Below are 13,787 nucleotides of genomic sequence, written 5' to 3' on the forward strand. Positions count from 1 at the left end.
ACCCAGCTCCGGCAGCTCGATGATGGCCGCCGCCTCGACCACCTCGGCACCCATGCGATGCAGCAGCTTGTAGCCGGCCATCATGGTGCCGCCGGTGGCGATCAGATCGTCCACCAGCACCACGCGGTCGCCCGGCTTGCAGGCGTCGGTGTGCATTTCCACGGTGGCGTTGCCGTACTCCAGCTCGTATTCCTCTTCCACGGTAGTGAACGGCAGCTTGCCCTTCTTGCGGATGGGAATGAAGCCGACGTTCAGCTCGTAGGCCAGCACCGAACCGATGATGAAGCCGCGCGCGTCCAGCCCCGCCACCATGTCGATTTTCTCGCCCATGTAACGGTGCACGAACACGTCGATCAGCATGCGGAAGGTCTTGGGATTCTGCAGCAGCGGCGTGATGTCGCGGAACATCACCCCGTCGTGCGGCCAGTTCGGCACGGTGCGAATCCAGCCCTTGAGATAGCTGGCGTAATCCAGATTGCTGAGGTTTTCCATCTTGCTACCTTAGAACATCGCCAGTTTCACGACCCACAGCGCGGCAATCACCACTACCGCCGGCTTCAGATCGGCAAAACGGCCGGCCAGAATCTTGACCGCAGCGTAGCTGATGAAACCGAAGGCGATACCGTCGGCAATCGAGAAGGTGAACGGCATTGCCACGGCGGTCATCACTGCCGGTGCGGATTCGGTCAGGTCATCCCAGTTGATCTCGGCCAGACCGCGGGTCATCAGCACGGCGACGTAGCACAGTGCCGGCGCAGTGGCATAGGCCGGTACGGTTTTCGCCAGCGGCGAAATCCACAGGCAGGCCAGGAACAGGATCGCCACCACCACGGCGGTGAGACCGGTACGGCCACCCACGGCGGTACCCGCTGCCGATTCAATATAGGCGGTAGTGGACGAAGTCCCCATCACCGCACCGGCGGTAATGGCCACCGAGTCGGCCATCAGCGCGCGCTTCAGGCGCGGCAGCTTGCCATCCTTGTCCAGCAGGCCAGCACGGTGCGACACGCCCACCAGGGTACCGGTGGTATCGAACAGGTCGACGAAGAAGAACACGAAGATCACGCCCAGCAGGCCGGCGGTCAACGCGCCGTTCAGATCCATGTGCATGAAGGTCGGCGCCATACTCGGTACCGGCGCTACCACGCCCTCGAACTTGGACAGGCCAAGCGCGATGGACAGTGCGGTTACGGTCAGGATGCCGATAATGATGGAGCCATGCACGCGGCGGTATTCCAGTGCCACGATGATGAAGAAACCCAGAATCGCCAGCAGCACGCGCGGGTCATGCAGGTCGCCCAGTGTCACCAGCGTGGCCGGGTGATCCACCACCACACCGGCGTTCTTCAACGCGATGATGGCCAGGAACAGACCGACACCGGCGGAAATCGCGAACTTCAGCGACTGCGGAATGGCGTTGACGATGGCTTCCCGCACCTTGAACAGGCTCACCGCCAGGAACACGATGCCGGAAATGAATACCGCGCCCAGCGCAGCTTGCCACGGCACGCCCATGCCCTTCACCACGGTGAAGGTGAAATAAGCGTTCAGACCCATGCCCGGCGCCAGTGCAATCGGGTAGTTGGCTACTAGGCCCATAATGCCGGTACCCAGTGCCGCAGCCAGGCAGGTAGCCACGAACACGGCATTGAAATCCATGCCGGTAATCGACAGGATGGCCGGGTTGACGATGACGATGTAGGCCATCGTCAGGAAGGTGGTAAAGCCGGCAATCACCTCGGTCTTAACGTCGGTGCCGTGCTCTTTAAGCTTGAAAAAGCTTTCCAGCAGCATCTTGTGCGCTCCCTCGTCCTCCTACGGGACGTAACATGTTGAAAAACGCGCGATTCTACCCTGAAACGACCGTTCGGTGCACACCCTTGCCAGCCGCCGGCCGACTTTAATCGCCGCCGCCGCTTGTGGTATCCTGAAATATTGCTCAGTCAGTTTCAGGATTCGTTCATGTCGCAAGCACAAGGCACGATTTTCGTGGTGGTTGCCCCCTCCGGCGCCGGCAAGACTTCGCTGGTTGCCGCCCTGCTCAAGGCCGAACCCGGCATCGAGCTGTCGGTGTCATATACCACCCGTGCCCCGCGCGACGGCGAGGTAGATGGCAAGAGCTACCACTTTGTCGACCGTAGCCGTTTCGAGGGCATGATTGCCGAGGGTGACTTCCTGGAATACGCCGAGGTCTACGGCAACTACTACGGCACCAGCGCGCGCTGGTTGCGCGAAAGGTTGGCCGCAGGCCGCGACATCCTGCTGGAAATCGACTGGCAGGGCGCACGCCAGGTCCGTGCGGTGTTTCCGGAGTCGGTATCGGTATTCATCCTGCCGCCTTCGATCGAGGTACTGGAAAGCCGGCTGCGCGGCCGCGCCACCGACAGCGAGGAGGTCATTGCCCGCCGCCTGTCCGAAGCCCGCGCCGAGATCGACCTGGTTGCCGATTACGACTACGTGATCGTCAACGATGACTTTGCCACCGCCAGCCAGGACCTGGTCAGCGTCATTCGCTGCCAGCGTCTGCGAGCCGGCAAACAGTTGTCGCGTCACGGCGATGCCATCGCCGCGATGCAATCGCCGCGCTAGGGCTTTATCCCGCGCGCGCAATCCCTTATCGTTTGTTCATTCTTGTAAGTGAGATCCATCATGGCCCGCATCACCGTTGACGATTGCCTGGAACGCATCCAGAACCGTTTCGACCTGACCCTGGCAGCCGCCTATCGCGCGCGCCAGATCGCTTCAGGCGCCACTTCCTTCGTGGAACAGGGCCGTAACAAGCCGACCGTCGTTGCCCTGAAAGAAATCGCCGACGGTCACGTTGGCAGCGAAGTACTGACCCGCACCAAGAGCTGATCTGCTTCATGAGCCTGGAAACCGCCGCCATTGACTACCACGCCCTCGTCGAGTCCGAGGCGGCGGCCCTGTTCGAGGCTGCAGCGCAGTACCTGAAGCCGGAAGACGTCCAGCTGCTGCGACAAGCCTTCCAGACCGCCCGCGAGGCGCATGAAGGCCAGACCCGCAAGAGCGGCGAGCCGTACATTACCCATCCGCTGGCGGTAGCCACCATGCTCAGCGAATGGCGACTGGACGCCCAGGGGTTGGCCGCAGCGCTGATGCATGACGTGCTGGAAGACACCGGCGTCACCAAGCCGACGCTGGTTGACCACTTCGGCCGCACCATCGCCGATCTGGTCGACGGCCTGTCTAAGCTGGAAAAACTGGAATTCCAGAGCAAGGAAAGCGCACAGGCGGAAAACTTCCGCAAGATGGTGCTGGCGATGGCGCGCGATATCCGCGTCATCATCGTCAAGCTGGCCGACCGGTTGCACAATATGCGCACGCTGGATGCCATGCGCGAGGACAAGCGCCAGCGCATCGCGCTGGAAACGCTGGAAATCTACGCCCCGATCGCCAACCGCATCGGCCTGAACAAGGTCTACCGCGAGCTGCAGGATCTGGCGTTCAAGCACCTGTATCCGCACCGCTACCAGGTGCTGTCCAAGGCGGTTCGCGCCGCGCGCGGCAATCGCCGCGAAGTGGTGGACAAGATTTTGCGCGCCGTCAGCCAGCGGCTGGTGGAGTCCAATATCGAAGCCACCATCAAGGGCCGCGAGAAGAACCTGTACAGCATCTACAAGAAGATGCAGGAAAAGCATCTGTCTTTTTCCGAGGTGCTGGACATCTACGGCTTTCGCATCATCGTGAAAGACAGCCCCAGCTGCTATCTGGCACTGGGCGCCCTGCACAGCCTGTACAAGCCCATCCCGGGCAAGTTCAAGGACTACATCGCCATTCCCAAGGGCAACGGTTACCAGAGTCTGCACACTACCCTGTTCGGCCCGTTCGGCACGCCGGTAGAGATGCAGATCCGCACCCGCGAAATGAACGCGGTCGCCGAAGCCGGCATTGCCTCGCACTGGATGTACAAATCCGGCGACGCCAGCATCGACGCCGCCAAGCAGCGCACCCACCAGTGGCTGCAGAGCATTCTCGACATGCAGGCCGAAAGCGAGGATGCCATCGAATTCCTGGAACACATCAAGATCGACCTGTTCCCGGACGAACTGTATGTGTTCACCCCCAAGGGCAAGATCATCGTGCTGCCGCAAGGCTCTACCCCGGTGGACTTTGCCTACGCGGTACACACCGACGTCGGCCACCGCTGCATTGCCGCCCGCGTCAATCACAACCTGGTGCCGTTGCGTGCCGCATTGCGCAATGGCGATACCGTGGAGATCATCACCTCCACCCAGGCCAAGCCCAATCCGTCGTGGCTGAACTTCGTGCAGAGCGGCCGTGCGCGCTCCGGCATTCGCAACTACCTGAAAACGCTACAACAGCAGGATGCCGTGCTGCTGGGACAAAAGCTGTTGCGCCAGGCCGCCAGCGCACTATCGCCGTTCGAGCTGGAGCTGACGCCGGAGCTGGAAGACAGCCTGATGCGCAAGCTCGGCGAGCACAACCGCCGCTTCAACGACGTACTGATCGATATCGGCACCGGCAAGCAGTTGGCCGCAGTGGTGGCCCGCAAACTGCTGGAAGTCTCCGGACAGCAACCGGGCGAGCAGAGCATCGGCCCGATCGCGGTACGCGGCAACGAGAGTGGCGGCATCCACCTGTCCAGCTGCTGCAACCCGATTCCGGGCGACCAGATTGTCGGCGTGATCCGCAAGGATCAAGGCCTGATGATTCATCGCAGCGACTGCAACAACGTGCAGCGCATCGAGACCGACAAACTGCTGGAAGTACGCTGGGAAGCGCAGAAAGAGCGCATGTTCGGCGTCAATATCAGCATCATCGCTTTTAACCAGCGTGGCGCGCTGGCCGACATTGCCGCCGCCATTTCGCACTCCTCCGCCAATATCGAGGCGGTCGATACGCAAGACAACCACAGCAACGACGGCTACATCCACATCCACTTCCGCCTGCAGGTGGATAACCTGCCGCACCTGGAAAAGGTATTGGCCGCAGTGCGCCAGGTGGATGTGGTGCAGCGCGCAGAACGACGTTAAGCAGATATGCCCACCATTCAGCTCAATGGCGAAAGCCGCCACTTCGACGCTACCGTGTCCACACTTTCCGACCTGATTACCGCCCTGGAGCTTGGCGGCAAACGCATCGCCATTGAGTGCAATGGCGAGATTGTGCCGCGTAGCCAGCATGCCAGCACCCCGTTGTCCGACGGCGACGCACTGGAAATCGTGGTAGCGGTAGGCGGCGGCTAATCCCAGACAGCAGCATCAACTTCCAGAAGGAAAGCAGCGTGCAACAAGACGCCCTGGTTATTGCCGGCAAAACCTATCAATCCCGTCTGCTGGTCGGCACCGGCAAGTACAAGGACTTTCAGCAAACCGCCGAGGCACTGGATGCCTCCGGCTGCGACATCGTCACTGTTGCGATTCGTCGCGTAAACCTCGGCCAGAACGCGGGCGAGCCGAATTTGCTCGACTTTTTGCCGAAAAACCGGTATACACTCCTGCCCAACACGGCGGGCTGTTACAGCGCAGACGATGCGGTTCGCACCCTGCGCCTGGCCCGTGAACTGCTGGACGACCATAGACTGGTCAAACTGGAAGTCCTGGGCGACCCGAACAACCTGTTCCCCAATGTCCGTGAAACACTGAAAGCTGCCGAGACGCTGGTCAAGGAAGGCTTCGATGTCATGGTCTATACCTCGGACGACCCGATAGTCGCCCGCGAACTGGAACAGATCGGCTGCTGCGCCATCATGCCGCTGGCCAGTCTGATCGGCTCCGGCATGGGAATTCTGAATCCGTGGAACCTGCAGCTCATCATCGAGCAATCGCAGGTACCTGTATTGGTGGATGCCGGCGTCGGCACCGCCTCTGATGCCGCCATCGCCATGGAACTGGGCTGTGACGGCGTCTTGATGAATACCGCCATTGCCGCCGCACAAGACCCTGTGCGGATGGCAATGGCCATGAAACTGGGAGTCCAGGCCGGGCGTGAAGCCTACTTGGCCGGACGGATGCCTAAACGCTTTTATTCGGCGACACCAAGCTCGCCACGTGAGGGGGTGATCTCTTCCCGTCAGGGATGATGCGCAGTGCACACTTTTAGCCGTTGCCACGCATCGTAGCTTTTACAAAAGCTACAACGTTGTTTACAATAGTCATTTCCCTCGGGGCGAACCGTTAATGACGTACGCCTCAAGCCAAAGAATTTAAGGACTTCAGCTAAATGCCGACTATCCGCGTTAAAGAGAATGAGCCGTTTGAAGTTGCAATGCGTCGCTTCAAGCGCGCAATCGAAAAAACCGGTCTGCTGACCGAACTGCGCGCCCGCGAGTTCTACGAAAAGCCGACCGCAGAGCGCAAGCGCAAAAAAGCTGCTGCCGTGAAGCGTCACTACAAGCGCATCCGCAGCCAGCAACTGCCGCCGAAGCTGTACTAAGCTTAAACGGCTGTTCGCCAGAAAACCGCAGGACTGTCCTGCGGTTTTGTCATTTACGTTGGCCGCAAGCATTGCGGCCAACTCCGCCTCTAGCATGGACACGATCATGATCCTGAAAGCCCGCATTGCCGATGACATGAAAACCGCGATGAAAGCCCGCGACAGCGAACGTCTACCCCCCATCCGCCTGCTGATGGCTGCCATCAAGCAAAAGGAAGTGGACGAGCGTATCGAGCTCGACGATGCTGCCATCACCGCCGTGATCGAGAAAATGGTCAAACAGCGCCGTGACTCCATCACCCAGTACGAGGCAGGCAATCGCCCAGACCTGGTCGCCAAGGAACAAGCCGAACTGGTCGTACTGCAGGACTACATGCCGCAGCAACTGAGCGAAGCCGAGATCGAGGCCATCATTGATGCCACCATCGCCAGCACCGGCGCTGCCGGCGCCAAGGATATGGGCAAGGTCGTGGGTGCCGTGAAGCCGCAAGTGGCCGGCCGCGCCGACATGGGCGCCGTGTCCGCCCGCATCAAAGCCAAACTGGCAGGCTAAAACCACCAGATGATTCCGCAGGACTTCATCGATCAGCTACTGGCCCGCGTCGACATCGTCGACGTGGTGGATCGTTATGTCCCGCTGAAAAAGGGTGGCCAGAATTACATGGCGTGCTGCCCGTTCCACAAGGAAAAGTCGCCCTCCTTTACCGTCAGCCCGAGCAAACAGTTCTATCACTGCTTCGGCTGCGGTGCCCACGGTTCTGCCATCGGCTTCGTGATGGAGTACCAGGGGCTGCCCTTTGTGGATGCGGTAAAGTTTCTGGCCGAAAGTATCGGCATGCCGGTACCGCAACAAGAACGTGCGGCCAACCCGGAAGCCGTTCGCGCGGCGCGGGAAAAGCAGCTGTCACTGGAAGATGCGCTGGCCCGCGCGGCGGCGTTCTATAAGCAGCAGCTGAAAAGCGCCCCCAATGCCATTGCCTACCTGAAGGGACGCGGACTGACCGGCGAGATTGCCGCCCGTTATGGCCTGGGCTATGCACCGGATGGCTGGCAGAACCTGGAGGCCATCACCGGCGATTACAACGATGCCGCCCTGGTCGACAGCGGGCTGGTCATCGTTGCCGAAGATAGCGGCCGGCGTTACGACCGCTTCCGCGACCGGGTAATGTTCCCGATCCGCAACCAGCGCGGCGCCATCATCGGCTTCGGCGGTCGCGTACTCGGCAAGGGCGAGCCGAAATACCTGAACTCTCCGGAAACACCGCTATTCGAGAAAGGCCGCGAGCTATACGGCCTGTATGAAGCACGTCAGGCCATCCGCGGCGCCAATGCGGTACTGGTGGTGGAAGGCTATATGGACGTGGTGGCGCTGGCACAGTATGGCGTGGAATACGCCGTTGCTACGCTGGGCACCGCCACCACCGGCGAACACGTGCGCAAGCTGCTACGCCACGCAGATCAGGTGTATTTCTGTTTTGATGGCGACAAGGCCGGCCAGAAAGCGGCCTGGCGTGCACTGGAAAACAGCTTGCCGCAACTGGTGGATGGCAAGGCCCTGCACTTCCTGTTCCTGCCACAAGAGCATGACCCGGACAGCTACATCCGCGAATTCGGCCGTGAGGCGTTCGAGCTGGCGCTGAAGGAACAGAGCATCCCCCTGTCTGCCTATTTCATCCGCCAGCTATGCAGCGACATCGACCTTTCCTCGCCCGAGGGCCGCGCCGAGCTGATCAAACAGGCCAAACCCTTGCTGGACCAGATAGCCGCCCCCATGTTGGGCTATATCATCAGAAAGCGTCTGGCCGAATTGGCCGAGGTGGAAGTCGATGAGCTGGATATGTTGCTGGGCAGGCCGCGTAGCGAGCGCAAAGGACGCCGCAACTATCAGCTGCCTCGTGACTCCAACAAGCCGGGCAGTACACCGATGGTACGGCGCGAAATCAAGTGGGCGCTGATGAATCCGGACTGGGCTCATCATATCGACGTACACGAAAACCAGGTTTACGAGGGCGAGATGGCAACGCTGGTCGCCATCATCGAACGGATTCAGGCCAGCGAAACCGCTCCCAGCAGCGCCCAGTTGGCCGAGTCATTCCGCCATACCGAGCACGAAACCATTATCGACTCCGTACTGCAGGAGTCGTTGCGGGAGCCGGAGGAATTTGCCAACCCCGACGATCGCGACAAGGAAAATTTTGTACAGGGCTTTGCCCGCCTGATGGCGCGCTTCGATCATGATCTGGTCACCACGCTATCCAGCAAAGGCTACGAACACCTGAGTCAGGAAGAGCTGCAACTACTGCGCACGCTACTGGCCCGCCGCGCCCGTCCCGCCGGCTGAGCCAGACGAGCAACACATAGTTGTGTTATAATCAATTGTTTTTTTCGGCTTTTTTCGAGCAGGAAACCAAATGGCGTTATCTCCCGATACCAAAAAACAGAACAACGAACCGGCAACCGAGCCGATGAGCCTGGAAGAGCAGCGCAAACGGCTGCGCCAGCTGATCGCGCTGGGCAAGGAACGTGGTTACCTCACCTACGCTGAGATCAACGACCACCTGCCCGAAGACGTTTCCGACGCTGAACAGATCGAAAACATCGTCACCATGATCGGTGGCCTTGGCATTCAGGTCTATGAAGAAGCGCCGGATGCAGAAACCCTGCTGATGTCCGACGCCACCCCGCCGGTCGCTGACGAAGATGCTGTGGAAGAAGCCGAAGCAGCACTGTCCTCTGTCGATTCCGAGTTCGGCCGCACCACCGACCCGGTGCGCATGTACATGCGCGAAATGGGTTCGGTCGAGCTGCTGACCCGCGAAGGCGAAATCGTCATTGCCAAGCGCATCGAGGAAGGCCTGAAGTTCATGATCCAGGCGCTGTCCGCCTGCCCGGGTTCGGTGGCCGAAGTACTGGAACTGATTACCCAGGTGGAAGCCGGCGAACTGCGCATCGACGAAATCATCGATGCCATGATCGACCCGGAAGCGGACACCGCACCGGAAGTGGAGTTCAGCGAACCGGCCGTCGATGAAGACGAAGTCGATGAGGACGAAGAAGACGAAGAAGATGAAGAGACGGTAGAAGATACCGCCGCCATCAACGAAGCCAACCTGGAAGAACTCAAGCAGGAAGCGCTCGCCCACTTTGCCCAGATTCGCGAACATTACAATGTACTGTTGGCCGCACTGGGCGAGCATGGCTATGGCAGCAAGCCGTACATTGCCGCACAGGAAGCCATCACCGAACTGTTCATGGGTGTCCGTTTCTCCACCCGCCAGATCGAGAGTCTGTGCGAGAAGCTGCGTGAGCGCGTCAACGGCATCCGCAGGCTGGAACGCGAGATTCAGGACATCTGCGTTACCCGCGTGCGCATGAAGCGCGATCACTTCATCAAGTCCTTCCCGGGCAACGAGTGCAATCTCGACTGGGTGGAAAAAGAAATCGATAACGGCAAGGACTGGTCTGAAACCCTGTCCCGCTTCAAGTACGCCATCATCGAAAAGCAGAGCAAGATTGCCGACCTGCAGCAACAGGCGATGATGAGCATCGAACAGCTGAAGGAAATCAACCGCCGCATGTCGTCGGGTGAAACCAAGGCACGTCTGGCCAAGCGCGAGATGATCGAGGCCAACCTGCGTCTGGTGATCTCCATTGCCAAGAAGTACACCAACCGCGGTCTGCAGTTCCTGGATCTGATCCAGGAAGGCAACATCGGCCTGATGAAAGCGGTGGACAAGTTCGAATACCGTCGCGGCTACAAGTTCTCCACCTACGCCACCTGGTGGATCCGTCAGGCCATCACCCGCTCCATCGCAGACCAGGCACGCACCATCCGTATTCCGGTGCACATGATCGAAACCATCAACAAGATGAATCGCATCAGCCGCCAGATCCTGCAGGAAACCGGTCGCGAGCCGGACCCGGCCGAACTGGCGGAAAAGATGGAGATGCCGGAAGACAAGATCCGCAAGATCATGAAGATTTCCAAAGAGCCTATCTCGATGGAAACCCCGATCGGCGACGACGACGACAGCCACCTGGGCGACTTCATCGAGGACTCGGTGACCGTGGCGCCGGCGGAAGCGGCCATGTATGCCAGCCTGCGCGATGCCACCAAGGAAGTGCTTGACTCGCTGACCCCGCGCGAAGCCAAGGTATTGCGCATGCGTTTCGGCATCGACATGAACACCGATCACACGCTGGAAGAGGTTGGCAAACAGTTCGATGTAACCCGCGAACGTATCCGCCAGATCGAAGCCAAAGCCTTGCGCAAGCTGCGTCACCCGACTCGCTCCGAGCGTCTGCGCAGCTTCCTGGATAACGAGCCGGGCAACCAGTAAGCATTTTATCTGCTATAATTGCCGGCTCTTGGGCCTTTAGCTCAGTTGGTTAGAGCAGAGGACTCATAATCCTTTGGTCGCGGGTTCGAGCCCCGCAGGGCCCACCAAGTATAAAAAAGGACTTGCAGAGCATTCTGCAAGTCCTTTTCATTTGCGGCCCCTCTACACTCGCGCTATGGCAGTCAGGGCAAGGTGTTATCCACCCACCGCATCCAAAAAAAAGCCACCGCACTGCGGTGGCTTTTTTACTGGCCATGTGGCATGACCTCGTTTACGGCCGGCTTATTTGCTGCCGCTCATGTCTTTGGACAGGAAGAAGGCATCGGAGAAGAACTCGTCTTCCGACAAACCACGCTCGGCGATAAACGATTTGTGCGCAGCCTCCACCATGATCGGTGCGCCGCAGGCATAGACCTGGTATCCGGCCAGCGACTCGAAATCATCCAGTACTGCCTGGTGAACGAAACCGGTGCGGCCAACCCAGTTGTGCTCCGGCAGCGCATCCGACACCACCGGGATAAAGGTGATGTTGCTGTTCTCTGCCTGCCACTTGGCCGCCAGCTCCGCCATGTACAGGTCTGCCGGCGTGCGGGCACCCCAGTAGAACACGATCGGGCGGGTGATGCCGTGGTGGATAGCATGCTCGATGATGCCCTTGATCGGCGCAAAACCGGTACCGCTGGCCACCATGATGATCGGCTTGTCGGAGTCCTCGCGCAGGAAGAACGAGCCCAGCGGCCCCTTAAAGCGCATGATCTCTTTTTCCTTCATCGCGCTGAACACGTAGTCGGAGAAAGAACCGCCCGGCTGGTGGCGGATGTGCAGTTCGATGAAGGCATCGTCATGCGGCGCATTGGCGATCGAGAAACTGCGCTTTTTGCCATCCTTCATCAGGATATCGATGTACTGCCCGGCCATGAACTGCAGACGCTCGGATACCGGCAATTTGAGCTTGAGCACGGCAACGTCGTGAATCTTCTCGATCAACTCGACACGGCATGGCAGGGTCTTGATCTGGATATCGCCGATACCGGCCAGCTCGCGCGCCTCGATGGTAATGTCGCCCTTGGGCTTGGCGCAGCAGAACAGCGCCATACCCTGTGCGCGGTCAGCCGCGGACAAAGCCTTGTCCTGCGCACCACCGTGCTCGACATCACCCTCGACAACCTTGCCCTTGCATGCGCCGCAGGCGCCATCGCGGCAACCGTACGGCAGGCCGACATTTTGGCGCAGCGCCGCTTCCAGAATGGTTTCATGCGCTTCTACGCCAAAAGAATGGCCACTGGGAAGCACCTTTACCTGACACGTCATCTCGATCCCTTAAACTCTCGCTAGAATGGCTGCTATGCGAACCTTGCTCATCATCGGCGCCGGCGACATCGCCCGACGCGCCCTGCCCCAGCTGACACGCCACTGGCGCGTCATCGTCCTACTACGCGATCCGGAAAAAGCCCGGCTATGGCGCGAAGGCGGTGCGATGCCGCTACTGGCTGATCTGGACGTTGGCCGCAGCCTGTCCCGTCTGGCAGGTCTGGCCGATGCCGTACTGTACACCGCACCGCCGCCGGATAGCGGCAACCAAGACCCCAGATTGCGCAAGGTATTGTCGCAACTGGCAAAAACGGCGAGTCTACCACAGCGTATCGTCTACATCAGCACCAGCGGCGTCTACGGTAATGCCGCTGGCGAATGGCTGGACGAAACCCACCCCTTGCAGCCGCAAAGCCCGCGCGCGCAGCGCCGGGTCGATGCGGAACGCCAGCTGCGTGCCTTTGCCATGCTGCATAGCTGCGCGCTGACCATCCTGCGCGCGCCCGGCATCTATGCGGCCAACCGTTTGCCATTGTCGCGCTTCGCCAGCCAGACACCGCTGATCGACGCTGACGAAGACAGCATAAGCAATCATATCCATGCCGATGATCTGGCCCGATTATGCGTAGCCGCATTGCAGCAGACTCGCGGCGGCATCCGCATCTATAACGCCAGCGATAGCCAGCCACTGCCGGTAGGCACCTGGTACGACAAGCTGGCTGATACGCTGGGCTACCCGCGGCTGCCACGCCTGCCGCGCGCGCAAGTACAGCAACGGGTTTCTCCCGGGCTGTGGTCGTTCATGGCCGAGTCACGGCGACTGAGCAATACCCGCCTGCTGCGCGAATTGCCGGGCTGCCTGCATTACCCGACGGTGGACACGCTGCTGGCTGAACTCCGGACCTGACGACCGAGGTTGGCCGCGTGCGTGGCGCCCTACCCGAGCGCCGCAAGATTCGGTAACATCGCGATCTTTTTGCAGTTTTTGAGTGACGAGCATGGAAAATCCGGCCTTCAACCGCGCCATTCGCAGCTTCGTGCTGCGTCAGGGCCATCTGACCGCCTCGCAGCAGCGCGCCATCGACGAAGGCATGCCACGCTGGGGTATCGACTATCAGCCGCAGGCGCTGGATCTGGCCCAGGCATTCGGCCGTGAAGCGCCGAAAATCATGGAAATCGGCTTCGGCATGGGCACCGCCACCGCCGAGATCGCAGCGGCCAACCCGCAGAACGACTACCTGGGTGTAGAAGTACACTCGCCGGGCGTCGGCAACCTGTGCAAATTGATCGCCGAGCAGAATCTGAGCAACCTGCGCCTGATCCGTCACGATGCGGTTGAGGTGATGGACAATATGCTGCCGGATGGCTGTCTGGATGGCGTGCATATTTTCTTCCCGGACCCGTGGCACAAGAAGCGCCACAACAAGCGCCGCCTGATCCAGGCACCATTCATCGAAAAGCTGGTGAAGAAGCTCAAGCCCGGTGGCTACCTGCATGCCGCCACCGACTGGGAAGACTATGCGATCCAGATCATGGAAGTATTCAGCAGCAATCCCGACTTGCAGAACTCCGCCGAGGGTTATGCACCGCGTCCGGACTACCGCCCGCTAACCAAGTTCGAAGCGCGCGGCATCCGTCTGGGACACGGCGTGTGGGACATCGTGTTCACCCGCAAGTAAGTCGTACCGGTACGCAACAAAGCGGCCAACCTGCTTCCAG

Annotated in this window: 14 protein-coding genes and 1 tRNA gene; 12 read left to right on the forward strand and 3 right to left on the reverse strand. The window is 60.0% G+C overall.

Features of this window, described 5'->3' with window-relative positions; translation table 11 throughout:
• Positions 1 to 492: adenine phosphoribosyltransferase (locus tag HU218_RS16170; protein WP_174875974.1), on the reverse strand; the 492-nt coding region annotated here is incomplete at its 3' end.
• A gap of 9 nt (positions 493 to 501) precedes the next feature.
• Positions 502 to 1,794 carry an NCS2 family permease gene (locus tag HU218_RS16175; RefSeq protein WP_174875975.1) on the reverse strand — a complete coding sequence of 431 codons (1,293 nt, stop codon included), beginning with the start codon at positions 1,792 to 1,794 and terminating at the stop codon, positions 502 to 504.
• A 168-nt stretch (positions 1,795 to 1,962) separates the two neighbouring features.
• Here HU218_RS16175 and gmk point away from each other — a divergent pair, with 168 nt between their 5' ends.
• From gmk to HU218_RS16225, 10 genes are all read left to right on the forward strand, one after another.
• Positions 1,963 to 2,589: a guanylate kinase gene (gene gmk, locus HU218_RS16180; RefSeq protein WP_174875976.1), complete on the forward strand. Its 627-nt coding sequence runs from the start codon at positions 1,963 to 1,965 to the stop codon at positions 2,587 to 2,589.
• Between the two features lie 60 nt (positions 2,590 to 2,649).
• Positions 2,650 to 2,856 carry a DNA-directed RNA polymerase subunit omega gene (gene rpoZ / locus HU218_RS16185; protein ID WP_174875977.1) on the forward strand — a complete coding sequence of 69 codons (207 nt, stop codon included), beginning with the start codon at positions 2,650 to 2,652 and terminating at the stop codon, positions 2,854 to 2,856.
• A gap of 8 nt (positions 2,857 to 2,864) precedes the next feature.
• Entirely contained in the window at positions 2,865 to 5,015 is a 2,151-nt protein-coding gene (locus tag HU218_RS16190; RefSeq protein ID WP_174875978.1) for a RelA/SpoT family protein, read from the forward strand.
• 6 nt (positions 5,016 to 5,021) lie between these two features.
• Positions 5,022 to 5,228 carry a sulfur carrier protein ThiS gene (gene thiS / locus HU218_RS16195; protein WP_174875979.1) on the forward strand — a complete coding sequence of 69 codons (207 nt, stop codon included), beginning with the start codon at positions 5,022 to 5,024 and terminating at the stop codon, positions 5,226 to 5,228.
• 38 nt (positions 5,229 to 5,266) lie between these two features.
• Entirely contained in the window at positions 5,267 to 6,064 is a 798-nt protein-coding gene (locus HU218_RS16200; RefSeq protein ID WP_217450858.1) for a thiazole synthase, read from the forward strand.
• A 140-nt stretch (positions 6,065 to 6,204) separates the two neighbouring features.
• Positions 6,205 to 6,417 (forward strand): 30S ribosomal protein S21, encoded by a 213-nt coding sequence (rpsU, locus tag HU218_RS16205; RefSeq protein ID WP_088966472.1) that lies wholly within the window; start codon positions 6,205 to 6,207, stop codon positions 6,415 to 6,417.
• A 106-nt stretch (positions 6,418 to 6,523) separates the two neighbouring features.
• Positions 6,524 to 6,970, forward strand: a complete 447-nt coding sequence (locus tag HU218_RS16210) for a GatB/YqeY domain-containing protein (protein WP_174875980.1) — start codon at positions 6,524 to 6,526, stop codon at positions 6,968 to 6,970.
• Positions 6,971 to 6,979: 9 nt separating this feature from the next.
• The gene (gene dnaG / locus HU218_RS16215) at positions 6,980 to 8,758 is read left to right on the forward strand and encodes a DNA primase (protein ID WP_174875981.1); all 1,779 of its coding nucleotides are present in this window, start codon (positions 6,980 to 6,982) and stop codon (positions 8,756 to 8,758) included.
• Between the two features lie 70 nt (positions 8,759 to 8,828).
• Positions 8,829 to 10,757, forward strand: coding sequence for an RNA polymerase sigma factor RpoD (rpoD, locus tag HU218_RS16220; protein ID WP_174875982.1), 1,929 nt, complete (start codon positions 8,829 to 8,831; stop codon positions 10,755 to 10,757).
• A gap of 30 nt (positions 10,758 to 10,787) precedes the next feature.
• Positions 10,788 to 10,864 (forward strand) — tRNA-Ile (locus tag HU218_RS16225).
• A 175-nt stretch (positions 10,865 to 11,039) separates the two neighbouring features.
• Here HU218_RS16225 and HU218_RS16230 read toward each other — a convergent pair.
• The gene (locus HU218_RS16230) at positions 11,040 to 12,068 is read right to left on the reverse strand and encodes a CDP-6-deoxy-delta-3,4-glucoseen reductase (protein ID WP_174875983.1); all 1,029 of its coding nucleotides are present in this window, start codon (positions 12,066 to 12,068) and stop codon (positions 11,040 to 11,042) included.
• A 34-nt stretch (positions 12,069 to 12,102) separates the two neighbouring features.
• On the opposite strand from HU218_RS16230, the gene HU218_RS16235 reads away from it, so the two are divergent.
• Together HU218_RS16235 and trmB are read left to right on the forward strand one after the other, a co-directional pair.
• Positions 12,103 to 12,975: an SDR family oxidoreductase gene (locus HU218_RS16235; protein ID WP_174875984.1), complete on the forward strand. Its 873-nt coding sequence runs from the start codon at positions 12,103 to 12,105 to the stop codon at positions 12,973 to 12,975.
• Positions 12,976 to 13,066: 91 nt separating this feature from the next.
• On the forward strand, positions 13,067 to 13,747 hold the full coding sequence (trmB, locus tag HU218_RS16240) for a tRNA (guanosine(46)-N7)-methyltransferase TrmB (protein ID WP_174875985.1): 681 nt from the start codon (positions 13,067 to 13,069) through the stop codon (positions 13,745 to 13,747).
• Positions 13,748 to 13,787: the final 40 nt, after the last annotated feature.

It is taken from the genome of Vogesella oryzae (assembly GCF_902829295.1).
GTDB lineage: Bacteria > Pseudomonadota > Gammaproteobacteria > Burkholderiales > Chromobacteriaceae > Vogesella > Vogesella oryzae.

Bases quoted from the DNA above. Each gene is read 5' to 3' on its own strand.
- thiS (WP_174875979.1), top strand. From the start codon at position 5,022: ATGCCCACCATTCAGCTCAATGGCGAAAGCCGCCACTTCGACGCTACC.
- HU218_RS16230 (WP_174875983.1), bottom strand. From the start codon at position 12,068: ATGACGTGTCAGGTAAAGGTGCTTCCCAGTGGCCATTCTTTTGGCGTA.
- HU218_RS16235 (WP_174875984.1), top strand. From the start codon at position 12,103: ATGCGAACCTTGCTCATCATCGGCGCCGGCGACATCGCCCGACGCGCC.
- gmk (WP_174875976.1), top strand. From the start codon at position 1,963: ATGTCGCAAGCACAAGGCACGATTTTCGTGGTGGTTGCCCCCTCCGGC.
- HU218_RS16175 (WP_174875975.1), bottom strand. From the start codon at position 1,794: ATGCTGCTGGAAAGCTTTTTCAAGCTTAAAGAGCACGGCACCGACGTT.
- rpsU (WP_088966472.1), top strand. From the start codon at position 6,205: ATGCCGACTATCCGCGTTAAAGAGAATGAGCCGTTTGAAGTTGCAATG.
- HU218_RS16210 (WP_174875980.1), top strand. From the start codon at position 6,524: ATGATCCTGAAAGCCCGCATTGCCGATGACATGAAAACCGCGATGAAA.
- HU218_RS16190 (WP_174875978.1), top strand. From the start codon at position 2,865: ATGAGCCTGGAAACCGCCGCCATTGACTACCACGCCCTCGTCGAGTCC.
- rpoZ (WP_174875977.1), top strand. From the start codon at position 2,650: ATGGCCCGCATCACCGTTGACGATTGCCTGGAACGCATCCAGAACCGT.
- trmB (WP_174875985.1), top strand. From the start codon at position 13,067: ATGGAAAATCCGGCCTTCAACCGCGCCATTCGCAGCTTCGTGCTGCGT.
- rpoD (WP_174875982.1), top strand. From the start codon at position 8,829: ATGGCGTTATCTCCCGATACCAAAAAACAGAACAACGAACCGGCAACC.
- dnaG (WP_174875981.1), top strand. From the start codon at position 6,980: ATGATTCCGCAGGACTTCATCGATCAGCTACTGGCCCGCGTCGACATC.